The organism is Serratia sp. JKS000199, assembly GCF_900215455.1.
Lineage (GTDB): Bacteria > Pseudomonadota > Gammaproteobacteria > Enterobacterales > Enterobacteriaceae > Serratia > Serratia ureilytica.
On record NZ_LT907843.1, the window covers coordinates 2,234,598 to 2,257,577 of the forward strand.

The 22,980-nt window shown below is 59.4% G+C and carries 17 protein-coding genes; all 17 read right to left on the bottom strand.

Features of this window, described 5'->3' with window-relative positions:
* Nucleotides 1–225 precede the first annotated feature (225 nt).
* Nucleotides 226–903, bottom strand: a complete 678-nt coding sequence (gene narI / locus CPH57_RS10775) for a respiratory nitrate reductase subunit gamma (protein WP_033643426.1) — start codon at nt 901–903, stop codon at nt 226–228.
* A 2-nt stretch (nt 904–905) separates the two neighbouring features.
* Nucleotides 906–1,628 carry a nitrate reductase molybdenum cofactor assembly chaperone gene (gene narJ, locus CPH57_RS10780; protein WP_033650904.1) on the bottom strand — a complete coding sequence of 241 codons (723 nt, stop codon included), beginning with the start codon at nt 1,626–1,628 and terminating at the stop codon, nt 906–908.
* The gene (narH, locus tag CPH57_RS10785) at nt 1,625–3,169 is read right to left on the bottom strand and encodes a nitrate reductase subunit beta (protein ID WP_096242332.1); all 1,545 of its coding nucleotides are present in this window, start codon (nt 3,167–3,169) and stop codon (nt 1,625–1,627) included. Before narH ends, narJ begins: the two co-directional genes overlap by 4 nt.
* A complete protein-coding gene (locus CPH57_RS10790; RefSeq protein WP_096242333.1) occupies nt 3,166–6,927 on the bottom strand; it encodes a nitrate reductase subunit alpha in 3,762 nt (1,253 codons plus the stop codon). Before CPH57_RS10790 ends, narH begins: the two co-directional genes overlap by 4 nt.
* Before the next feature lie 279 nt (nt 6,928–7,206).
* The gene (locus tag CPH57_RS10795) at nt 7,207–8,109 is read right to left on the bottom strand and encodes a glycosyltransferase family 2 protein (protein WP_096242334.1); all 903 of its coding nucleotides are present in this window, start codon (nt 8,107–8,109) and stop codon (nt 7,207–7,209) included.
* A 45-nt stretch (nt 8,110–8,154) separates the two neighbouring features.
* Nucleotides 8,155–9,141: a glycosyltransferase family 2 protein gene (locus CPH57_RS10800; protein WP_033643431.1), complete on the bottom strand. Its 987-nt coding sequence runs from the start codon at nt 9,139–9,141 to the stop codon at nt 8,155–8,157.
* 12 nt (nt 9,142–9,153) lie between these two features.
* Nucleotides 9,154–11,037, bottom strand: a complete 1,884-nt coding sequence (locus CPH57_RS10805) for a carbohydrate-binding protein (protein ID WP_042784785.1) — start codon at nt 11,035–11,037, stop codon at nt 9,154–9,156.
* The gene (locus CPH57_RS10810; RefSeq protein ID WP_033643433.1) at nt 11,034–11,777 is read right to left on the bottom strand and encodes a glycosyltransferase family 2 protein; all 744 of its coding nucleotides are present in this window, start codon (nt 11,775–11,777) and stop codon (nt 11,034–11,036) included. Before CPH57_RS10810 ends, CPH57_RS10805 begins: the two co-directional genes overlap by 4 nt.
* A gap of 10 nt (nt 11,778–11,787) precedes the next feature.
* A complete protein-coding gene (locus tag CPH57_RS10815; RefSeq protein WP_047574805.1) occupies nt 11,788–12,843 on the bottom strand; it encodes a glycosyltransferase family 4 protein in 1,056 nt (351 codons plus the stop codon).
* A gap of 1 nt (nt 12,844) precedes the next feature.
* The gene (locus CPH57_RS10820; protein ID WP_033643435.1) at nt 12,845–13,750 is read right to left on the bottom strand and encodes a glycosyltransferase family A protein; all 906 of its coding nucleotides are present in this window, start codon (nt 13,748–13,750) and stop codon (nt 12,845–12,847) included.
* A gap of 134 nt (nt 13,751–13,884) precedes the next feature.
* A complete protein-coding gene (locus CPH57_RS10825; protein ID WP_033643436.1) occupies nt 13,885–14,733 on the bottom strand; it encodes an ATP-grasp fold amidoligase family protein in 849 nt (282 codons plus the stop codon).
* Nucleotides 14,723–16,012, bottom strand: coding sequence for a flippase (locus CPH57_RS10830; protein WP_047574802.1), 1,290 nt, complete (start codon nt 16,010–16,012; stop codon nt 14,723–14,725). Before CPH57_RS10830 ends, CPH57_RS10825 begins: the two co-directional genes overlap by 11 nt.
* A gap of 4 nt (nt 16,013–16,016) precedes the next feature.
* Nucleotides 16,017–18,188 carry a polysaccharide biosynthesis tyrosine autokinase gene (locus tag CPH57_RS10835; protein ID WP_033643439.1) on the bottom strand — a complete coding sequence of 724 codons (2,172 nt, stop codon included), beginning with the start codon at nt 18,186–18,188 and terminating at the stop codon, nt 16,017–16,019.
* A 27-nt stretch (nt 18,189–18,215) separates the two neighbouring features.
* Nucleotides 18,216–19,349 carry a polysaccharide export protein gene (locus tag CPH57_RS10840; protein WP_033650895.1) on the bottom strand — a complete coding sequence of 378 codons (1,134 nt, stop codon included), beginning with the start codon at nt 19,347–19,349 and terminating at the stop codon, nt 18,216–18,218.
* 45 nt (nt 19,350–19,394) lie between these two features.
* Nucleotides 19,395–20,444 (bottom strand): UDP-N-acetylglucosamine--undecaprenyl-phosphate N-acetylglucosaminephosphotransferase, encoded by a 1,050-nt coding sequence (wecA, locus tag CPH57_RS10845; protein WP_033643441.1) that lies wholly within the window; start codon nt 20,442–20,444, stop codon nt 19,395–19,397.
* A gap of 173 nt (nt 20,445–20,617) precedes the next feature.
* Nucleotides 20,618–21,580: an NAD(P)-dependent oxidoreductase gene (locus CPH57_RS10850; protein ID WP_033643442.1), complete on the bottom strand. Its 963-nt coding sequence runs from the start codon at nt 21,578–21,580 to the stop codon at nt 20,618–20,620.
* A gap of 178 nt (nt 21,581–21,758) precedes the next feature.
* Complete coding sequence (locus tag CPH57_RS10855) at nt 21,759–22,658, bottom strand: transcriptional regulator (protein WP_033650894.1); 900 nt, start codon at nt 22,656–22,658, stop codon at nt 21,759–21,761.
* Between the last annotated feature and the right edge of the window lie 322 nt (nt 22,659–22,980).

The following is a 22,980-nucleotide window of genomic DNA, read 5'->3' on the forward strand; positions in this document are numbered from 1 at the left end:
GCACGAAGGCCACACGGATCATCCCCGGTTTTTATGTCCCAAAATGCCTTTCATCAAGGCGGTATCTCTTGTTATCGGCTACCACAGGCCGACGTCCGTCGGCGGAAGCATAAACGTAACATAACTGAGATAGTGAGTTTACGACAAGGCGACGAGAATGGGCAGACGGCGGGAGAATTATCGGAATAGCGCCGCCGCTGGCGATCGGCGGCGGCGGGGTCAGGCTCAGCGGCGGTTGCGCACCAGCTGGTAACGGCGGGTCAGGTACTCTACCGGCGCACTCCAGATATGCACCAGGCGGCAGAACGGGAACAGCACGAACAGCGTCATGCCCAGCACCATATGCAGCTTGAAGATCAGCGCCACGCCTTCCAGGTGCGCAGAAGCGCCGGCGTGGAAGGTTACGACCGCCTGCGCCCAGGCCACCAGCTTCATCATTTCACTGCCGTCCATATGCTGGGCGGAGAACGGAATGGTCAGCAACCCCAGGCACACCTGCACCACCAGCAATGTCAGGATCAGGATGTCGGCGACGCTGCTGGTGGCGCGCACCCGCGGGTTGGTCAACCGGCGCTTCAGCAGCAGCGCGCCGCCGATCAGCGTCATCAGGCCGCAGGCGCCGCCGGCGATCATCGCCAGCTTCTGCTTCACGTCGATCGGCAGGAAGGCCTCATACATCCAGTGCGGCGTCAGCATGCCGAGGAAGTGGCCCGCGAAGATGCCGATAATGCCGATGTGGAACAGGTTGGACGCCAGCCGCATGCCCTTTTTATCCAGCATCTGGCTGGAGCCGGCACGCCAGCTGTACTGCCCGTAGTCGTAGCGCAGCCAGCTGCCGATCAGGAACACCGCGCCGGCCAGATAAGGGTAGATGTCGAAGAAGAACTGATTCAAAAATTGCATAATTAGCGTCCTTTGGTTCCGGTTAACGCATCCGTCAGGTCCAGATACTGTGGCGCCACCGCGCCGGCGAATCGCCGCTGGTGCGCCGTCTGCTGGGCGGAGGCGCAGCCCTGCTCGCCGAGAAATTTGACCTGCTCCTCTTCCCATACCGCATCCAGCGCCTGCGGCGTATCGTCGCGCGCCTCTTGCGCCACCTGCGTCTTCAGCGCCTGCGCCTGCGCATCGCTGCCGGACAGCGCCAACAGCAGATCGAACAGCACCGCGTACGGGCTTTCGCGCTGCTGCAAGCGCGCGCCCAGCAGCGCCAGGATCGGCGCAATGTCCTGCAGCCCTTCCCGCGCCTGTGCCGCGCTGCGGCTGGCCAAATACTCCAGGTACAGCGGCAGGAAATCAGGCAGCTCGCGGCTGTCGATCTCCAGCCCGGCGGCGCGGTACTGCGCCATCAGGTCAACCATCGCCTGGCCGCGATCGCGCGACTCACCGTGCACGTGCTCAAACAGCAGCAGCGAGGTGGCGCGGCCGCGATCGAACAGCTCGCAATAGTCGGCCTGCGCGTCCAGCAACGGGCGCGCGCACAGGCGGCGGATAAACAGAATCAGCAGCGCGCTGTGGTGCAGATCCAGCTCGCTGGCCGGTTCCAGCGCTTCAATCAGCGCCTGCTGATGGTCAAACAGCGCCTGCTCCGGGTAATCCAGCAGGCGGGCGATCACTTTCAGGCTGATCATGAGGCATCCTCCGGCCGCGCGGTTTTCGCGGTCACGTCGATGGCGTCGATACGACGGCTGTTGAACAGATTGAACTTGCCGTCGCTGCCGTGGCAGCCGTCGCCGAAGCTGAAACCGCAGCCTTTGCTTTCGGGGAAGGCTTCGCGCGCCAGCTCGCGGTGGCTCGACGGCACCACGAAGCGATCTTCATAGTTGGCGATCGCTAGGTAGCGATACATCTCCTGCGCCTGCGCTTCGCTCAGACCGACCTGCTCCAGCGCGCTGATGTCCACCACGCCGTCGACGGTTTCCGCCCGTTTGTAGTGGCGCATCGCCAGCATGCGTTTCAGCGCCAGCAGCACCGGCTCGGTATCGCCGGCGGTCAGCAGGTTCGCCAGATACTGCACCGGAATGCGCAGGCTCTCGACGTCCGGCAATACGCCACTGTGCGCCAGCTCGCCGGCGTCGGCGGCCGACTGAATCGGCGACAACGGCGGCACGTACCACACCATCGGCAGCGTGCGGTATTCCGGATGCAGCGGCAGCGCCAGCTTCCAGTCCATCGCCATTTTGTACACCGGCGATTGCTGAGCGGCTTCAATGACGCCCTGCGGCACGCCGTCCGCCAGCGCCTGAGCAATCACCTTCGGGTCATGCGGATCGAGGAAAATATCGAGCTGGCTCTGGTACAGATCCTTGTCGTTTTCCACCGCCGCCGCCTGCTCGATGCGATCGGCGTCGTACAACAGCACGCCGAGATAGCGGATGCGGCCGACGCAGGTTTCCGAACAGACCGTCGGCTGCCCGGCTTCGATGCGCGGGTAACAGAAGATGCACTTCTCGGACTTGCCGCTCTTCCAGTTGAAGTAGATTTTCTTGTACGGGCAACCGGTCAGACACATGCGCCAACCGCGACACTTGTCCTGATCGATCAGCACGATGCCGTCTTCGCCGCGCTTGTAGATCGCCCCGCTCGGGCAGGTGGCGACGCAGGCCGGGTTGAGGCAGTGCTCGCACAGGCGCGGCAAATACATCATGAAGGTGTTTTCGAACTGGCCGTACATCGCCTTCTGCAGGTTATCGAAGTTCTTGTCCTGCGAGCGCTTTTCAAATTCCCCGCCGAGGATCTCTTCCCAGTTCGGGCCGCTTTCGATCTTGTTCATGCGCCGGCCGGTGATCAGCGAGCGCGGGCGCGCCACCGGCTGGTGTTTGCCCTGTTTGGCGGTGTGCAGATGCTGGTAGTCGTAATCGAACGGCTCGTAGTAGTCGTCCAGCGCCGGCACGTCCGGGTTGGCGAAGATTTTCGCCAGCACGCCGACGCGGCTGCCCATGCGCGGCTCCAGCTTGCCGTTGATTTTACGGATCCAGCCGCCCTTCCACTTCTCCTGATCTTCCCAGGCGTGCGGATACCCGACGCCGGGCTTGCTTTCCACGTTGTTGAACCAGGCGTATTCCATCCCCTCGCGGCTGGTCCAGACGTTCTTGCAGGTGACCGAACAGGTGTGGCAACCGATGCACTTGTCCAGATTCAGCACCATGCCGACTTGCGAACGAATTTTCATTTGTTGTTCTCCTGCTGACTGCCCTGCGCGTAGTCGTTGCCTTCATCGTCCAACCAATCAATACGGTTCATTTTGCGCACCACCACGAACTCGTCGCGGTTGGAGCCGACGGTGCCGTAGTAGTTGAAGCCGTAGGCCAGCTGCGCATAGCCGCCGATCATGTGGGTCGGTTTCGGGCAAGCGCGGGTCACCGAGTTATGGATGCCGCCGCGTTGGCGAGTGATCTCCGAGCCGGGCAGATTCACGATGCGCTCCTGCGCGTGGTACATCATGGTCATCCCCGCCGGGATACGCTGGCTGACCACCGCGCGCGCCGTCAGCGCGCCGTTGGCGTTGAAGGCCTCGATCCAGTCGTTGTCCGCGATGCCCAGATCTTTGGCGTCGTCTTCGCTCAGCCAGACGATCGGGCCGCCGCGCGACAGCGTCAGCATCAGCAGGTTGTCGCTGTAGGTGGAGTGGATGCCCCACTTCTGGTGCGGCGTCAGGAAGTTCAGCGCCTTCTCCTTGTTGCCGTTCGGTTTGCTGTTGAGCAGCGGCTGCGCGGCGCGGGTGTCGATCGGCGGCCTATACGCCAGCAGGCTTTCGCCGAAGGCGCGCATCCACTCGTGATCCTGATACAGCTGCTGACGGCCGCTGAGGGTGCGCCACGGGATCAGCTCGTGCACGTTGGTGTAGCAGGCGTTATAGGAGACGTGCTCGTCTTCCAGGCCGGACCAGGTTGGGCTGGAGATGATTTTGCGCGGCTGCGCCTGAATGTCGCGGAAGCGAATTTTCTCGTCTTCCTTGTTCAGCGCCAGATGCCGGTGATCGCGGCCGGTGACGTTGCTCAGGGCCTCCCAGGCTTTTACCGCCACCTGGCCGTTGGTTTCCGGCGCCAGCGACAGGATCACTTCCGCCGCGTCTATCGCGCTCTCGATCTTCGGCCGCCCCGCCGCCGGGCCGTCGGCCTTGACGTAGTTAAGCTGCTTGAGGAAATCGACCTCGGTCTGGGTGTTCCAGCTGATGCCCTTGCCGCCGTTGCCCAGTTTGTCCATCAACGGCCCCAAGGAGGTAAAACGCTCGTAGGTGGCCGGATAATCGCGCTCCACCGCGATGATGTGCGGCGCGGTTTTGCCGGGGATCAGTTCGCACTCGCCTTTCTTCCAGTCCTGCACGCCGTAAGGCTGCGCCAGCTCGGCGGCGGAGTCGTGCTGAATAGGCAAGGTCACCACGTCGGTTTCCTGGCCCAGATGGCCGACGCACACCTCGGAGAAGGCTTTGGCGATGCCCTTGTAGATTTCCCAGTCGCTCTTCGAATCCCAGGCCGGATCGACCGCCGCCGACAGCGGATGAATGAACGGATGCATGTCGGAGGTGTTCATGTCGTCTTTTTCGTACCAGGTGGCGGTCGGCAGCACCACGTCGGAATACAGGCAGGTGCTCGACATGCGGAAATCGAGCGTCACCACCAGATCCAGTTTGCCTTCGCCGCCCTGCTCGCGCCATTCCACTTCCTGCGGCTTCACGCCGCCCTGCTGGCCGAGATCTTTCCCCTGGATACCGTTCTCGGTGCCCAACAGGTATTTGAGCATGTATTCATGGCCCTTGCCGGAAGAACCCAGCAGGTTGGAGCGCCAGACGAACAGGTTGCGTGGGAAGTTCTGCGGATTGTCCGGCTGCTCGGCGGCAAAGCCCAGCGCGCCGCTCTTCAGGCTGTCGACGGTGAACTCAACCGGCGACTGGCCGGCGGCACGGGCCTGCTCCGCCAGGCGCAGCGGGTTAGCGCCCAGCTGCGGCGCCGAAGGCAGCCAGCCCATGCGCTCCGCGCGCACGTTGAAGTCGATCAGGCTGCCGCCGAAGCGCGATTTGTCCGCCAGCGGCGACAGCAGCTCATCGGCGCCGACGGTTTCATAGCGCCATTGGCTGGAATGGTTGTAGAAGAACGAGGTGCTGTTCATGTGGCGCGGCGGGCGCTGCCAGTCAAGGCCGAACGCCAGCGGCAGCCAGCCGGTTTGCGGCCGCAGTTTTTCCTGGCCGACGTAGTGCGCCCAGCCGCCGCCGCTCTGGCCGACGCAACCGCAGAAGATCAACATATTGATCAGGCCGCGGTAGGTCATGTCCATGTGATACCAGTGGTTGACGCCGGCGCCGACGATGATCATCGAACGGCCGTGGGTCTTCTCGGCGTTTTCCGCGAACTCGCGGGCAATGCGGATGATGTTGTGGCGCGACACGCCGGTGATCTGCTCGGCCCAAGCCGGGCTGTAAGCCTTGACCTCGTCATAGTCGGCGGCGCAGTTGGCGTCGCCCAGCCCGCGCTCCAGACCGTAATTGGCCAGCGTCAGGTCATACACGCTGGTCACCAGCGCTTCACTGCCGTCCGCCAGCTGCAGGCGTTTCACCGGCAGCTTGTGCAGCAGGATTTCGTCCAGCGCCACGCTGTTGAAATGCTCGCTGTCGGCGCCGCCGAAGTACGGGAAGCCCACCTCGGCGACGTCGTCATGCATGCCCAACAGGCTGAGCTGCAGCTCGACTTCCTGTTGTGACTTGCCCTCGCGCTGTTCCAGGTTCCACTTGCCCTTCTCGCCCCAGCGGAAGCCGATGGAGCCCTGCGGCGCCACCAGATCGCCGCTGCGGCTGTCGATAGCGACGGTTTTCCACTCGGGGTTGTTTTCCTGGCCCAGCCCGTCCACCAGATCGGCGGCGCGCAGCAGGCGGCCGGCGGCGTAGTGGCCGCCTTCACGCGCTTCCAGCAGCACCAGCATCGGCATATCGGTATAGCGGCGCACGTAGTCACGGAAGTAACCGACTTCGCGATCGAGATGGAACTCTTTCAGCATCACGTGGCCCATCGCCAACGCCATCGCGCTGTCGGTGCCCTGCTTCGGATTCAGCCAGTGGTCACACAGCTTGGCGACTTCGGCGTAGTCCGGCGTCACCGCCACGGTTTTGGTGCCCTTGTAACGCACTTCGGTAAAGAAGTGGGCGTCCGGGGTACGCGTCTGCGGCACGTTAGAGCCCCAAGCGATAATGTAGGAGGAGTTGTACCAGTCGGCGGATTCCGGCACGTCGGTCTGCTCGCCCCAGGTCATCGGCGAGGCCGGCGGCAGATCGCAATACCAGTCGTAGAAGCTCAGGCAGGCGCCGCCAATCAGCGACAGGTAACGGGCGCCGGCGGCGTAGGACACCATCGACATCGCCGGGATCGGCGAGAAGCCGATAATGCGATCCGGCCCGAAGGTTTTGGCGGTATAGACGTTGGCGGCGGCGATCAGTTCATTGACCTCTTGCCAGCTGGATCGGACGAAGCCGCCGCGGCCGCGCGCCACCTTGTAGCTTTTGGCTTTTTCCGCATCGCCGACGATAGAGCCCCAGGCCGCGACCGGATCGCTGTGCTGCGCTTTCGCTTCGCGCCACAGCTTGAGCAGACGCTTGCGCATCAGCGGGTATTTCAGCCGGTTGGCGCTGTACAGGTACCAGGAGTAGCTGGCGCCGCGCGGGCAGCCGCGCGGTTCATGGTTAGGCAGATCGGGACGGGTGCGTGGATAATCGGTTTGCTGGGTTTCCCAGGTCACCAGACCATTCTTCACATAGATCTTCCAACTGCAGGAACCGGTGCAGTTCACGCCGTGGGTGGAACGCACCACTTTGTCGTGTTGCCAACGGCTGCGGTAGCCGTCTTCCCAGTCGCGGTTGGTGTTCAAGGTCTGGCCGTGATCGCCAGAAAAAGGCTCCGCCAACTGCTTGAAATAGCGGAAACGGTCTAAAAATTTGCTCATCCGGAATGCTCCTGAAGGCTCTTGTCGTTATAAGAAGACATGCTCAATCTGCCGCCAGCCTACTGACGGCCAACCGGCGGCAAATTGATTGCGATCAAGAGAAAGCGGCGGGCGACGCGTGCGTCGGGCGGGAAATACCACCAAAGTATAGGGGCGAGGAATAGGATTAATTGTTTGAATTAAAACGAATAAATCAGAATATCAAGATGAAGGTGAACGGGCGGGAGGCAAGACGGGGTATTTGGGGGTAGGACGCGGGGGAAAACCCCGCGTCAGGTTTCAGAAAGGGACGCCGCGGAAGAAGACGTTGCGCAGAATGTTCTTCATGTAAACGCCGGCCATCACCCCGCTGTTGACATAGATGATGCCCTTCATGCCGTGCAGCACGCCGCCGAGACGGCTTCGGCTGTCGGTGATGATGCGCGACGTGATGCAGGTGTGGCGCAGCCGCATCACCTTGCGCGCCCGCGGCGAAATCTGCGGCATCAACCGGCGCTCGAACTGCATTTTGTTGTGATAGCCGATGATGCCTTTCGGGCTGGAGGTAATACGCTCACCGTCGTGATCGTTATGCACCGCCAGGCGCTCGTGCAACGTGCCGATGCGCATGCCCGCCGCCAGCAGGCGATAAATGAAGATATGATCCTGATAACGCGGGGTATTGAAGAACCCGCGCACCGCGATCGCCGCCTCGCGGCGCAGCATGATCATCGGCGTGTAAGCGACGCCGGCCAGCATGAAGTCCTCCAGCCCGTCGCAGCGGGCGCGGTAATAGCGCTCGGCGTTGATTTGGCCATCCTGCAGAATATCCATATCGCACAGGCTGACGGGGTAATCGCCGCGCTGCATAAAGGCCAGCTGACGGGCGATCTTCTCCGGGTGGTAGTAATCGTCGTCGTCCAGAAAAGTGAGGTATTCCCCGGTGGCGCGCAGGATGCCGCTGTTGCGCGCCCGCGCCCCGCCGCCGTTGCGCGCGCGCGGGCAATAGACGATCTGCCCGGCGGCAATATAGCCGGCCAGCCGTTCGCGGGTGGCCTGGCGCTGCGGATGGTCCGGCGGATTATCGTCCACCACCACGATCTCCATCGGCTGATGGGTTTGCGCCAGGACGCTGTCGATGGCGCGCGCCAGCAGTTCGCTGCGGCCATAGGTCGGAATAATGACGCTGACTTTGATACTCATAATGGGCTTCCACACGGGTTTATCGTCGTTCGGGCACGGTCAGATTCACCCGAAACGGTTGTAGAGACTGGCCATCAGGTAGTAGACCAGCGGACTGCGGTAGAACAGGCGGTTCTTGCGGCTCAGCATTTGCCGCTCCTCCGCCCGCAGCCGGGCATAGCGCCGTTTCAGCTCGGCGGTTTCCCGCAGCGCGTCACGCAGGCCGAAGAAGTCCAGCCCGACCAGCAGGCGCGCCTTCAGCGTGGTGACGAACAGCACCGAGTGGAATCCCTTCCCCCCCTCGCGGCGACGCCCGCTGTCAGCGCGCTCGATGGCGTAATCGAGATCGTCCAAATCCCGCCGCTTCGGCGCGCGCGTGATGCCGTTGGGGTTAGCGCGATATCCTACCAACGGCGTGTCGCACACCACGATGCGGTTCGCTTTCAGATACAGCTGCGGGATCAGCTGGATATCCTCGAAGTTGCGCCCCGCCGGAAACGCGGCGTCGTTGAACAGCGAACGGTGATAAATCCGCGCCCAGGCGTACCACAGGCTGCGGTTAAAACTGTCCGCCAGCAGCGCCATATGCGGCTCGCGCTCCTGTGGCGCGGCGTTGCCGGGCACGATCGCCATCAGGCCATCCGGTTCTATCTTGCCGTTTTTCAGCCGCGAGAAACGCTGGGCGTTGAACGCCACGATCTCCACCTGCGGGTTATCCGCCAGCAGGCGCCCCAAAATGCTGAAATAGCCCGGCAGCAGCACGTCGTCGGAGTCCAGAAAACCGAGATATTCGCCTTCGGCATGGGCGATCCCGGCGTTGCGCGCGGCGCTCAACCCCTGGTTATCCTGGCGCAGGATGCTGACCTGCGTTTTCAATGCCGGATAACGGCACAGCACCTCTTGCGCGACGGCGATGGAGCCGTCCGGGCTGCCGTCATCGACGAGGATCACTTCCGCCCAGTCGGGCAATTGACTCAGCACCGAGTCCAGGCACGCTTCGATGTAGGCTTCCACCTTATACACCGGGACGATCAGGCTTAGCGTGATAGTCATGAACGGGTATCCTTATTGATTGCTAGTGTCTCGTTGCACCCACAGCGCGCTGCTGCCCACCGCGGGCAATTTGGCGTCGATCTGCGGCTGCCCCTGCCAGCGCCAGCCGGGCGGCAGGTCAAAACGGGCGGCCATCGGCCGATAGTACGGGTTGGCGATCAGCACCAGGCCGCGCTCGCCGTCGATAAACAGCCGCGCCGGTACGGCGGTGTTGTTGCCGGACAGCGTCGCACTTTCGCCCGAGAGCAGGTACGGCGTGAAGCTGTCGATCTGTTGCGCCACGCGGGCAACCCCTTGCCAGATACCGTCGAATTCCTGTTGGTTGAAATCGCCGCTGCGGCGCTTGTAGAACAGGTCGGTATAGGAGTAGAACAGCAGCCCTTTGACGCCGCCGATCAGCCCCAGCCAGGCCTGGTTGCGGATCTCCGCTTCGCTCGGCTGGCGCGGCTTGCGGTGCGGCTCATAGGCGGCGTGATCCATGATCTGCATCACCAGCCAGGCGCCCTTCGCCTGGCGCGCCACCTGCACCGTCAGGCGCGAGTATTCCAGCGTGCGCGTCATGTCGGCATCGCGTCCGACCGGATAAGGATCGCTGGCCAACACGTCGGAACTGTTGAAATAGGCGTTGAGCGCGCCGGTCTGGTTCAGCGCCTGAAAGGTCAGATGGTCAGGGTCTTGTTGCTTCACCTGCAGATGCATCTGCTCTATCTGCGGCGCGTACTTCGGCGCCAGCTCATCGTTGATGTACCAGGCGAGCAGGTTCGGCTGAGTTTTAAACTTCTCCACATAAGACGCCGTCAACTGCGGGTAGCTCAGGCGCGTTTTCGGCGCAGAGTCGAGGCCGGGGTAGAAATCCTTCAGCGAGAAAATCACCTGCAGCCCGTACTGCTGCGTTTTGCGGAAATAGGCGTACGGGTCGCGCCCTGCGCCGTAGTTGTAATTCAGCACGGTGTTGAAACCGGCGTCGCGGATGCGCGCCAGATGCTCATCGGTCGCCATGTTGCCGTACATGTAGATGCCCAGCGGAAAGAAGCGCTTGCCCTGCCGCAGCGTATAGCCCTGCTCGTCCAGCGCCACTTTCGGCGGCGCCTCGCCGATGCTGACCGGCATTTCGCTGCTCCGGCTGTGCTTCGACGCCACGTCCGTCACCTGCTGCTGCAGGCGGTACTCGCCGGCGGCCAGGTTGGCCGGCAGCGAGAACTCTACGCGCTGACGCTCGGCGACATGGTAGCGGCGGCTCTCCTGCCGCACGGCGGTGCGTTGGCTATCGAGCAGCGTACTTTCCACCTGCACTTCCTGAGGCTGCTGCACTTCGATCAGGCTGGAGGCCGATTGCCCGCCGGCGCGCATCTGATACAACGCCGGCGCCGTCGGCTGGCTGCAAACGTAGGCATCGTCGAACCAGGCGTTGCCGGTCGTGCCCTTGCGCATATATAGCCCCAGTACGGTGGTGGTGGCCTCTGCCGGCACGGTGAAGCTGCCTTCCACCGGCTGCCAACCGCTGCTGCCCAGCAGGCCTTGCGGGTAGCTGCCGGCCAGGTGGCGCCCCTTGGCGTCATAGCTTTCGACGTACACCCCGGCGCCCGGCTGATCGCCTTTGCCGCGCAGGTTATCGCCGCGCACCCACACGCCGAACGCGATCGTCTGGCCCGCTTTCACCTGCAGCGTTTGCAGCATCTGGTGATACTCCGCCGGGTCAGGATTGCTGTAGTACAGGCTGGCGCGGCCGCTGCGGCCGCCGGAGACCACCTTGGCCGGCGGCAGCGACCAGCCCGTCTGTCCCTGCTCAAAGCCGGGGTTGGTCAGCAGATTGGTCTCGCAGCCCGCCGCCCCGGCCTGAGCCGCCAGCCCGCATCCGATCAGCACGCAGGCTGCGTTCAAGATTTTGCTGGTCATTGTCTTTTCATCACCGCGCTGTACAGGTAGGAGAAGAACAGGTAGCAAGATTTTTGATAAGAGAGCCCCAGATGACGACGGTAGATCTGCCACTGCCAGTCCGCCGCGCGGATCTTGTTGCCGGACAGCGAATTGGCGGACAGCCGGTAAAACGCCAGCGGCTCCGGAATGCAGTACGCCAGGCGATTGCGCGCGCGCTCCAGAATAGACAGCCACATCACGTAGTCTTCGTGCCCGACCTTGCGCTGGTAGACCTTGCCGACCCGGCGCTGGTTGTACATGCCGGTCAGGTTGCCGATCCAGTTGCTTTTCAACATGTCGCGGTAGGCGATGATCTCCCCGGCGCCGCGGTAATTTTTCACCTGCGCCAGGTCATTCTCGAAGGTGTAATAGTGCGAGCAGACCACGTCGTAACGCTGGGTTTTAAGGATGCCGACCTGGCGAGCCAGCTTATTCGGGTGCCAAACATCGTCGCTGTCGCAAAACGCGATGTAGTCGCCCCGCGCCGCCTCGATGGCGATGTTGCGCGTTTCGGCCACCCCCTGATTGGCGTTGTTGCGGATGTAGGTCAGCCGATCGTGAATGAACGGCTTGACCACCTCAGCGGTGTTGTCGGTGGAGGCGTCGTCAATCACATACAGGTGATAGTCCTGATAAGTTTGATTCAATACGCCAAGGATCGACTCGCGGATAAAACCGGCGGCGTTATAAGCCGGCATAATGACGGACACTTTTTCCATGATGATTACCTCAGACGATAAGCTCTTGCCACTGGGGGTAAATACGTTCAGGCACAAACCGCTGCGCCTTTTCCAACGCACGGTGGGAGAAGCGGCGACGCAGTTCGCCGTCGCCGATCAGCGCCAGGACGCGCTGACTGAAGGTGTCGACGTCGCCGTCCGTCACCAGATAACCGTTTTCGCGATCGTCGATCAGCTCCGCCGGGCCGGTCAGACAGTCAAAAGCCACCAGCGGCAGGCCGAAGCTCATGGCTTCGATCAGCACCATCGGCAGACCTTCGTAGCGAGAGGTCATCAGCAACAGGCTCGCCTGCCGGTAATGCCCGGCGATATCGGCGGTGGCCGGCAGCAGCTGCACCCGGTCGTCGAGCCCGTAATCGGCGATCTGCCGTTGCAACGCCGCCCGATCCGGGCCATCGCCGACGATGTGCAGCCGCCACTCCGGCGCCTGCTGCGCCACCTGCCGCCAGGCGGCGATCAGCCGGTCGAAGCCTTTCTGGTGGCACAGTCGGCCGACCGCCAGCGCCACCGGCTGTTGCTGTTCCGGATGCGGCGCCCGCAGCGGAAACGGCGACACGTTCTCAATCACCCGACATTTGCGGGCGGGCACCCAGCGGCCGATATTCGCCAGATCTTTTTGCGTCAGCAGCACGGTGCGATCGCCCAGCCGGTAGATCAGCACCTTCAGCCACTTCATCGGCCACGGATACTGGTGGAAACTGACATGTTCACTCAGCACCAAGCGGCTGCCGGGACACAACAGCCGCAGGTAAGGCACCATGATCACCGAGAGTTTCCCCATCGAGACGGTGATGATGGCGTCATAGCGGCCGCGGCGTAAGAACAGCGCCAGGCGCCACGGCCAGAGCAGCGTCTTGCCGCGCATGAAGCGCAGCGTCACCGCCGGCTCCAGCGGATAGAACGCCCGATCCCCGCAGATGGATATCAGTTCGACCTGGTGGCCGAAGCGGGTGGTCAGCGCATTGGCCAGGCTGCTGGCCACCCGTTCGGTGCCGCCTTTGCCGCCGATGTCTTCGATTACAATTGCGATTTTCCGCGGTTGCATGTCACCTCCGTAATCCCTCGCGGGCCGTGCGCAGCAGCCTCCCCCCCAATGGAAACAGTCCCAGCCTGGCCAGACAGTCGCCATACAGCTTGATCGCCTTGAATTTGCCGCTCAGGGTGTGGCGCTCCATGCGCGATGAGTAGTAGTTGAAAGCCTGCAGATCTTCGCTGTACAGCGAAGCCAGCAGGTGTTTACAGGCAAAGCCGCTGATATAACGGCCGCTGGCCTGCAGATAGGTATCGATAAAGCGTTCGCTGGCGTCGATGTTCAATCGGCAGCGGTTCAGATCCTCGTCGCCGCAGCGGATGAACACCCCACCGCCCTGATCGTGAACCACCCGGGCGCCCAGGTTGGTGGCGTTGACCAAAAACCCCCAGTCCTGGTAACGGGCCAAAAACTCCGGAAATAAAAACCGCCGGTCTTGTTTCTTGCGCACGCTGATGGTCGAGGTGCGAATATCCCCCATCTCGATAAATAAGAAATCTTCCCCGGCCACGCCCTCTTGGTAATTAAACACGTAGCTGCGCACATTCTTGTCGTTGACCGTGGTGTAATTGCCGAACACGATATCGATCCGCGTGTCCTCATGCCGTCTCAAGCGCCGGATGATATAATTGGTGCCAAACATATCTTCCGGTTCCAGAAAAAAAACCACCTCAGAACGCGCCAGGCGAAAACCGATATTGCAGGCGACGGCGATATTGCCGCGCACCCGGCTTTCATGCAGTCTGGCGCGATGATTCGCCGCCAACAGTCCGTGTATCTTTTCCGACTCACCGGCTTCCGATGAATAATCGACCACGATAATTTCATAATCAAAACCGGCGCAATAATGGGTCATGCGCGCCAGCGTGGCGGCGAGATGGTTTGAATTATTAAAAGCGGGAATAACAATTGATAAGTCCATTTAATACCTCAAAAGCTATTATCAACTGGCGAGTGCAGCCTGATGCCAGAGAAAAAGTTTGTTATCGCAGCATATCCCTGCCCGGTTATCCCCCCGCCTCGGGTCGAGTACGCGCAGCCAACGGCCTGTTTCAGCTACGTATGAAAATACCCTCCCCATTCTTGTTCAATCGTTTCTGGCATCAGCCGTTGTAATCCGGCCCCCGGGGTGAAAGTCAGCTCGCCAAAATAAATGCGATCCTGCACCTGATAAAAATCGACGCGTACGTACGAGAATTGTTCCGCCACCTGGCGCGCCAGCCGCAGCATCTCCTTTAGCCCGCTGGGGCGCGACATCGGCACGTCGCTGTTCGGCACGCCCATGCGGATCTCGGTGCGGTTCCAGTCCGCATCAAAGAAATCGCGGCGATGATCGATAAAGCGCTGATAATCGATCTGAATAAAGAAGCGCACCTCACCGTCAAGATTAAAACAGTGGATCTTGATGTCGTTCGGTATTTGCCCTTCGTCGATCAGCATTCTTTCCACCATGATGCAAGGTGGAATATCTTTATAATGCCGCTCGCGATAAACCTGATAAAAACTTTGCCGCAGCCAACTGTTGGTCAACACCCGCAGTTCGTTATAACCGGTTTGGCTTTTATCAAATACCAGCTTGTTATATCCGCTGCCATGGTTGGCTTTAATCACAAACGACTCGGGCAGCTGCTGATACATCTCTTCCGTAAATTCGTTGCCGTGCGCGTAAAGATCGATCAAATACTCTTTACCCCATAGCTGTTCGATATACTCTCTCACCCGATATTTATCAGATAGCTGCGTATATATCGCCAGTGGATAAACTTTCCTACGCATCAGTTTTTCGCTGTACCCCACCGGATGAGCCAGATGCGGCACCTTGCGGAAAAACATTGCGTATTTTAACTGATGATATATTGCATCGGGCATACGTCGGTATAACCCTTTCACCAGATTATTTAACATATATTTCTCGTACCTTCCCTATTAATTGCGGAAAACACCGATAGCAAGTCACCTGCAAACGCGTAATTTTTCCTCCTCTGAAAAAGCTGTTGAGCACAAAGAATGAAATAAACTCCGTGATCAACGTCGATATCGCCGCGCCCATGATCCCGTAGCGCGGGATTAGGATGAAATTCATCACCACGTTGGCCAACGCCGCCAGCGGCATTTTGATGGCGATGAATCGATAGCCGCTGAACAGCACGATGGCGCGGTAAGACACCGTTCCCATCACCGAGAACAGCGACGTCACCGAGCACAGCGCCAAAATGGTCGCCGTTTGCCGGTAACTTTCGCCGAACATCAGCGCGACTATCTGCTGCGGAAACAGCGACAGCACCGCTATCACCGGCATCGAAAGCACCAGCACCATCAGATACAGCTGGCGAATGCGCGCCTCTTGTTCCTGCTCCGAACCGGCATTCGCCACGCCTGGCATCATCGACATGATCAGCGCGATGGGCACGAATACCCACCCCTGGCTCAGCGTGATGGCGGCGCTGTAAAGCCCGACGCTGTGTTCTCCCAAATAGTTGCCCAGCATGATCTGATCGATGCGCGTATAAATGACGATCGACAGGCTGGAGATCGCCAGCGGCAAGCCGACGCTGAACAGGTAGCGGCCGTAGCGCCGTTTGTGTCTGCCGCTGATCGCCGGCATCTGCGCCTGCTCGCGACGGAACAGCACCCAGCGCACCGCATAAGGCAGCAGGCTGCTCAGCACATAGGGCAGCGCAAACCACACCAGCGGCAATTGCGCGTACACCAGGCCGAGCCGCATCACGATCGACAGCAACAGCGCGACGTTGTTGATCAACGTGTTCAACTTCGACTTCAGCAGCGCGTCGTAATAGATTTTGTAGACGTCCTGCACGGAGAAATACGCGCTGATCAACATCAGCAGCATCATGATTTGGTTGGTGCGATCCTGCGTCAACAGTGTCCAGACCATCAGCGGCAGCGCGATCAGCGCAAACAGCTGGCGGCGGATGCGCATCGAAGCCAGCATCAGCCGCATGCCGCTCCGGCGCCGTTTGGCGACGCGGTTGAACAGCACCGCGTCCGCCCCCAGCTGCACCAGCGGCACGGCGATGGCGATCACCGACAGCAAGTAGTTAATCAAACCGTATTGCGCCGGCCCGAGATAGCGCGCGACGTACACCGAAACGAAAATCCCCGACAGACTCAGCGATACCCGCTCCAGCATTAGCCACAAAGAGTTCATCAGCATCGCTTTCATGCGCTTACGGCACCTTTTCTTCCTGATGGCTCGGATAGGCAAAGGCGTAGTAACCCGCATCGGCGGCGGATTTTTTCACCATGCCGTTGAGGATCACGCCTTTGATCGCCACCCCATTCTGTTCGAAACGGCGCATGCTGGTTTCGATCTGCTTGACGGTGTTCACTTCAAAACGCACCACCAGCAGCGAGGTGCCGGCGTGATGACCGACGATCGCCGCATCCGTCACCGCCAGAATCGGCGGCGTATCGATCAGCACCAGATCGTAGTGTTGCCCGGCCCAGCGCAGGAAGTCAGCGAAGCGGCGATGCATCAGCAGTTCGGACGGATTCGGCGGCACCTGGCCGCGCGGCACGAAGTCCAGGTTGGCGATGGCGGTTTTCCGCACCGCCTGTTCCGCCATCACGTCGCCCACCAGCATGTCGGACAAACCGCGATGTCCATCCTCGGCCAGCCAGCGATGCAGAAAGCCTTTGCGCATATCCGCGTCGATCAGCAACACCCGCTGCCCGGCCTGCGCCACTACCACCGCCAGGTTGGTGCTGGTGAAGCTCTTGCCGCTTTCCGGGCTGGCGCCGGAGACCATCAGAATATTGTTTTTGGCTTCCAGCATGGCGAAATGCAGGCTGGTGCGCAGGCTGCGGATTGCCTCCACCGACAGATCCGTCGGCTCGGCCACCGCCAGGATCGGCAGGCGCCGGCCGCCGGATTTGGGCAACAGATGACGCTGCTCGCGGTTGCGCTTCACCTGCCACGGCGACAGCGGCACGGTGGCGTAGACGTTGATGCCCCGTTTCTCCAGCGTATCGATATCATTGATGCCGCGGTGGAAGGCCGCGCGCAACAGCACCACCGCGGCGGCGCCCCCGGCGCCCAGCAGCAGCGCCAACAGCACGATCAGCATCTTTTGCGGCTGGATCGGCCGAATGGCGGTTTCCGCTTCATCGATGATGCGCACGTTGCCTACCGTGCCGGCCTTGCTGATGCTCAGCTCCTGCTGCTTGTTCATCAGCTGCATGTAAACCTGCTGATCCACCTGCACGTCTCGGGTGAGACGCAGGATCTCCTGCTGCATTTTCGGCAGCGTCTGCACCTGTTTGCCCAGCCGCGCCTTTTCCGCTTCCAGCGTGGCGCGCTTTTCCAGCAGCGCCCGGTAAGCCGGGTGCGCGCGGGTATAGAGCTTGGAGATCTCCGCTTCCTTGAAGGTCAGTTCATTGAGCTGCGCTTCGAGCTGCACCTGCGTGTCCAACACCGATTTGGCTTCCAGCGACAGATCCACCGAGTCGTTTTGCTGACGGAACTGATTGAGCTGGGTTTCGGCGTTGTTGAGCGAGGTTTGCGTTTGCGGCAGTTGCTCTTGCAGGAACGCCAGCATTCGCTGCGCCTCTTCCGTTTTGCGATCCACGTTCTGCTGCAGGTAGTTGTCGGTGATGTTCTTCAGCACCGCCTCGGCGCGCTGCGGATCTTCGCTCGGCAGCGTAAAGGTCATGATGCCGCTGTCTTTACCGCCCGGCACTACGTCAAGATTTTTGCGCAGATCGTCCACCGCTTTCTGGCGCGCGACTTTGACCACCGTGAAGCTGGCGCCCGGCGCCGCGTCCAGTGCCGAGACGGCCATGTTCCATCCGCCCTGCGCCACCGGCTGCCCGACCGCGCCGCTGAACAGTTTGGCGCCGTCATGGCTCAGCTCGTAATGCTGCCCATCGCGCACCGTCAGCGTCAGCGCTTCGCCCTCCATTTCCGGCGGCGTCGTTAACGTGGCGATATCCAGCACCGGCGCCTTTTCGCCGCTCAGTCGGGCAAAACCTTTACCGAATACCGGGAAATAGTCCGGCTCGACGCGCACCGTCAGGCCAAGGGCATCCACCGTTTTGCCGAGCACGTAGCGCGACTTGGCCAGCGTCACTTCATCCTGCGTCGCCGAATTCTGCCCCATCGAGCTGTCCAGCGTTTCGCGCAGCAGCGAGTCGCCGGACAGCTGTTTCTCCACCTGCACCACCGCCGTGGCCTGATACACCGGGGTCGCCAACAGGGCATAGGCGACGCCCAGCGCGCCGGCCACGCCGGTTACGACGGCGATCCGCCAGCGGTTATCCCAAAGCGGCCCTACCAGACGCTCCCACTCCAGCTTTTCATCTTGTTCGGCCACCATCACGGACAGCGCATTGTTCTTCATCTTCTGTTCCTTATTCATCCTGCGGATTTACCAGTTGCGCACGCGCAAGGTAGCCTCGCTGAGATCGTTAAAGCTGCTGATGGTCGGCACCAGCTGGCTGATCAAACGGTTCCAGCGCGCGACCGGCGCCGCAGTGACGTACACGACGTCGTAAGGTTGCAGCTGAAATTCAGCGCCCATCGCCAGCGCGCTGGCGTCGGAAAGATCGAACTGATACAGCGTCGCCAGCCGCTGCGGCGTTTTGCCGCCGCTCGGCCGGATCACGAATACCCCGGTCGCATCCGCGACCGTCTGGCTGATCCCTTCGGAAGAGCCGAGGGCCTCGGTCAACGTCATGCCGCTGCGATCCATCTTCAGCGTCGCTTGCTTGCCCACTTCGCCCATCACGAACACTTTCAGTTCGTCATTGCGCGGGACGTAAAGGATGTCACCCGGCTGCAGCAACGCGTTCTGACTGATGTCGCCGCGCTGCATCAGCGCCTGCAGCGAGATGGCCCGATCCTTGCCCTGATGGGTCAGCACCACGTTGCGCCAGTCGGCGTTCTCCGTCAGGCCGCCGGCGGCGTTGATCGCATCCAGGATGGTCAGCGGCACGTTGGTAATCGCCTGCTGGCCGGAGGTTTTCACCTCACCGGTCACATAAGCCTTCTGCGAACGGAAAGCGGCGATGCTGACATCCACCTGCGGGCTTTCCACATACTGCGCCAGACGGCCGGCGATCAGGCTGCGCACTTCGGTGACGGTTTTGCCCACCACCGCCACTCGCCCGATATAGGGATAAAAAATCGTGCCATCGGCATGGACCCAGTTACCGGTGTCGCTGGCGCTGCGGTACTGCCCGGCCGGCGTAGTCAGCTCAGGGTGATCCCAGACGGTGACGTTCAACACGTCGCCGACGCCGATACGGTATTGATAGTTCTGCAGCCGCTGATCCAGCGCCGGGTTCGGCCGGGCGACCGGTTCTACGCGCCGCATTTTCTGCAGCAACATCGGCGACATGCGGTAGACCTGCACCTGGTTATTCAAATCAAAACCGTCGTCTTGCTGCACGACGACGGCTTTTCCGCTGGTAGGTAAATGTGAGCCGGGAATCACCGTACACCCGCTCAACAGCGCGGAGGTAAAGGCCAACGGCATCAAAAGAGGCAAATGAAAATTCATGGAAGTACCGTGATAAACGGGCTGCCGCCGCAGCCCGTGAGGGGATTAACGGCCGACGGTCGGATTATCGCTGAACACCGTCGCCTGACGCGGCTCGCGCAACAGGGCGAAATAGCCGCAAAAACAGAGCAGAAACGCCACCAGCATCAAACTCTCTTGCAGTTTCAGCACTTCGCTGCAGATGCCGATGCAGGCCAGCGTCACCGCCAGCATGGTGCTCATCGCCAGCGCCTGGCGCGCATTCAGTCCGCGACGCATCAGAATATGGTGCAAATGATCGCGCCCCGCTTTGAATGGGCTTTGGCGGCGCAGCAGGCGGCGCACCATCACCGTCACCATGTCCATCAGAGGAATGGCGATCAGCCACAGCGCGGTCACCGGGCGCATCACCGCCTGCGGTCCCTGGGTCGCCAGCAACACCAGCCACAGCACGCTGAAGCCGATCACCATGCTGCCGGCGTCCCCCATAAAGATCTTGCTGCGCGCACCGAACAGACTCAGGTTGAACAGCAGATAAGCCGCCAGAGCGGCGATCAGGCCCAGACACCACAGCGCCAGGTCTTCCCGGCCGCCCAGCCCGAACACGATGGCCAGCGCGACGAAGGTGACGCAGGACAATGCGCCCAACTGCCCATCGATGCCATCCACCATGTTGTAGGCATTGATCGCTCCCCATACCGCCAGCGGCGTGAGCAGCAACGCGCCATAGCCGAGCATCACTTCCTGATGCCCCCAGACATAACCCAGCGAGGAGAGTTGCATCCCTGCCGCCAGCATCATCGCCAGCGCGATCCCTCCCTGCACCATGACGCGCGGCGCCACGGGCAGATCAAAGCGGTCATCCAGCACGCCCAACACCACCAGCGCCGTTATGCACAGCAGGTAGATCGTGCTTTCGGGCAGCCAGGCGGGTTGCCACAGCGTCATCAGCATCAGCGTCAGGTACACGGCGATGCCGCCGACCAGCGGAATGTGCCCCAGATGTTGCTTGCGCGCATTGGGCTTATCCACTAACCCCACCACCAAGGCGGCGCGGCGGGCAATAAGCACCCACGCCACCGCCAGCACAAATATCACGCTCAGTTGATATAACATCGTTCCTCCAGCGAATAAGCACGCTACCGCCCTTGAGTTACAGCTCCCAATGCGCTATTAACAAAAACAAAATTGATCCGGCCAGGATATAAGTCAGCATGCGCTAATCCTGAAAATGCAGATTTATCCGCTTGTCAGCGAAAATATCGAAATAACGTCAGCGTGCGATTAAGTTATCTATCAGAAAACTCATGTTTAATGGTTCTTTCGATTGCCGAATCAAGTTCGACCGGCGCCACGAAATTATTCTGCACATTGCTTTTAAATTGCGTTCTGGCGCAGAATTTCTGCACTCTGACGCGACTGATTGGAAATTTCTTGCGACTTATTTTACTCACGACATCCAATGCGGTTGCGCCGCATATTCCCAAGGCGTAAGGAATGCGAATCGTCTTATTTTCTCTGCCCAATGAAGAGGAAATAACGTCGACCAGCTGATTCATCGTAAAGTCCGGTTTATCGACATAGTTGCTGACCTGATAACTGGACTGCTGATCCAACGCATGCTCCAGCCGTGCAGCAATATTCTCGACGTAAGCCATCGACTTCATATTATTGCCGCTGCCAATCATCACGAAACGGCCGCTGGCGATCTGGCGGAACAGGTTATACACGTTGCCGCGGTTGCCTTCGCCGAACACCACCGTCGGACGGATGATGGTCAATTTATTTGCGGCGTCTGCCTTGCGCCAGGCCTCATAAACATATTCCGCCTCGAGCTTGGACTTGCCGTAATGGTTGAAAGGTTCGAAACGCCCTTCTTCGCCGGTTTCCTGCTTGACGAACCCGTAAACGGCGACCGAGGAGGTGAAAATGATTTGGCGGATATTCAATGCAGAGGCGGTCATGCAGACATGACGTGCGCCTTCGACATTGACCTGATAATAGAGCGAAATGGGATCGACATTGTCCTGATGCTCCGCCGCCAGATTAATGATGGCGTCACAGCCCGCCAGCGGTTCTTGCAAAGTCTGAGGTTGAGTCACATCGCCATACTGATAAAGGGATGGAAAATGTGCACTGGGTTGCTTATCGACGATGACCAATGTCAGATCATCGCGCTTACTGAGACGTTTCGCCAGGCGTGTTCCGATAAAACCGGAACCCCCGATAATAGCTACTTTACGCTTATCCATAATTTGTCACTCAGCAGGTTCTCATTATTCCCGTCACCCGATTGGGACAGGCGCTAATACGCGTTAGGTAATGAGTTCCAGACTGGACAAATCGAACCTGGCTTTCAAATAACAAATAATGAAATAAAAGATTTCATCAAATGTAAAATTATCGCTATAGATAAAACCTCATTCAGCGCTAATTTTTAACATCGTAAGCAACTTGATATTGCAAGGTTTTATTCGGCAATATGAGATTAATCCGACCTTTACCGGTGGAGGAAGAGGTCTCATATTTTACCGGCAATTTCAGCTGGCCTTGTTTAGGATCGACACATTCGATGGTGGCCTGATCCATGTTCTCTCCCTGGTACAGACAGAACAGCGTTTGCGGGCTGTTGGTATGGGGATTATTCAGCGTCAGCGTCAACACCACGCGCGTGTTGTTCTGAATATCATTGATCACCGGCGGACGGGTTTGGTTGCCCAGGACATATGAAAAATGTGAAATAACCAGTAACGAGGCGAACACCGTCAGGTATTTCACCACGCGACTGGCAGGCACGCTGAAAAAGCGGCGCACGGATAGCGACTTCTTTTCATGCGCCGGATCTTGAGAGGAATCCATCGCCGCAACAGGCGCAGAAACGAGGGTCGATTTACGCGGCTTAACTATTTTCTCGTCGTTGGCTACAGGCGATTCATTTTCACTTTCAGAAAGTTCCGCTTGAATATCAACGTCAATATCATCGTTACCGTTTAATATATCATCATCGGCGTAGTCTTCATCTTCAGATATAAAGTGAAAAGCCGCTTGATTTTCCACCTTGTAACCCAAGCGTGGAATGGTTCTGATAAGCGTGTGTTCCGAATCGCTAATTTTCTGACGGATGGATTTAATTGTTTGATTTATCGTTGAATCTGAACAATAGGTTCCTTTCCAGATATTTTCTATAATTTCCGTTCGGGTAACCAGCTCGGGGGATCTGGCGACAAGCAGCGAAAGAATTTGATACTCCTTCCAACGCAGACGGAATTTCTCCCCGGCAGGAGTCAGAACATCGAGATTCCTAATCTTTATTCTTTTATCAAGATTCACTTTTAATTTCCTTAGCGTGCCTGTCCTGCACACTTTGTATAGAAATATCAAAAAATGTTCAAGAAATTAAATGTAAACTCAACAGGTTGCATTCATCGGATATTGGCTTTTATAAAAATTTTCTGATTTCATTTTTTACATTAAGCCTGATTCAGGATGTTCCGTTTATCCAGACGACTCTATTTCCCTGTTGGTAACATGGATTTCTTTCCTGGCTACCGTAAAATTCAAGCTAGCACCCCTTTGATTTAGAAAGAAAAAACTAACGGCGTTGCTTAATTGTTAATCGAATGAAATTGTGAAATTTCATTCTACGCCCTGA

Bases quoted from the DNA above. Each gene is read 5' to 3' on its own strand.
- narI (WP_033643426.1), bottom strand. From the start codon at position 903: ATGCAATTTTTGAATCAGTTCTTCTTCGACATCTACCCTTATCTGGCC.
- narJ (WP_033650904.1), bottom strand. From the start codon at position 1,628: ATGATCAGCCTGAAAGTGATCGCCCGCCTGCTGGATTACCCGGAGCAG.
- narH (WP_096242332.1), bottom strand. From the start codon at position 3,169: ATGAAAATTCGTTCGCAAGTCGGCATGGTGCTGAATCTGGACAAGTGC.
- CPH57_RS10790 (WP_096242333.1), bottom strand. From the start codon at position 6,927: ATGAGCAAATTTTTAGACCGTTTCCGCTATTTCAAGCAGTTGGCGGAG.
- CPH57_RS10795 (WP_096242334.1), bottom strand. From the start codon at position 8,109: ATGAGTATCAAAGTCAGCGTCATTATTCCGACCTATGGCCGCAGCGAA.
- CPH57_RS10800 (WP_033643431.1), bottom strand. From the start codon at position 9,141: ATGACTATCACGCTAAGCCTGATCGTCCCGGTGTATAAGGTGGAAGCC.
- CPH57_RS10805 (WP_042784785.1), bottom strand. From the start codon at position 11,037: ATGACCAGCAAAATCTTGAACGCAGCCTGCGTGCTGATCGGATGCGGG.
- CPH57_RS10810 (WP_033643433.1), bottom strand. From the start codon at position 11,777: ATGGAAAAAGTGTCCGTCATTATGCCGGCTTATAACGCCGCCGGTTTT.
- CPH57_RS10815 (WP_047574805.1), bottom strand. From the start codon at position 12,843: ATGCAACCGCGGAAAATCGCAATTGTAATCGAAGACATCGGCGGCAAA.
- CPH57_RS10820 (WP_033643435.1), bottom strand. From the start codon at position 13,750: ATGGACTTATCAATTGTTATTCCCGCTTTTAATAATTCAAACCATCTC.
- CPH57_RS10825 (WP_033643436.1), bottom strand. From the start codon at position 14,733: ATGTTAAATAATCTGGTGAAAGGGTTATACCGACGTATGCCCGATGCA.
- CPH57_RS10830 (WP_047574802.1), bottom strand. From the start codon at position 16,012: ATGAAAGCGATGCTGATGAACTCTTTGTGGCTAATGCTGGAGCGGGTA.
- CPH57_RS10835 (WP_033643439.1), bottom strand. From the start codon at position 18,188: ATGAAGAACAATGCGCTGTCCGTGATGGTGGCCGAACAAGATGAAAAG.
- CPH57_RS10840 (WP_033650895.1), bottom strand. From the start codon at position 19,349: ATGAATTTTCATTTGCCTCTTTTGATGCCGTTGGCCTTTACCTCCGCG.
- wecA (WP_033643441.1), bottom strand. From the start codon at position 20,444: ATGTTATATCAACTGAGCGTGATATTTGTGCTGGCGGTGGCGTGGGTG.
- CPH57_RS10850 (WP_033643442.1), bottom strand. From the start codon at position 21,580: ATGGATAAGCGTAAAGTAGCTATTATCGGGGGTTCCGGTTTTATCGGA.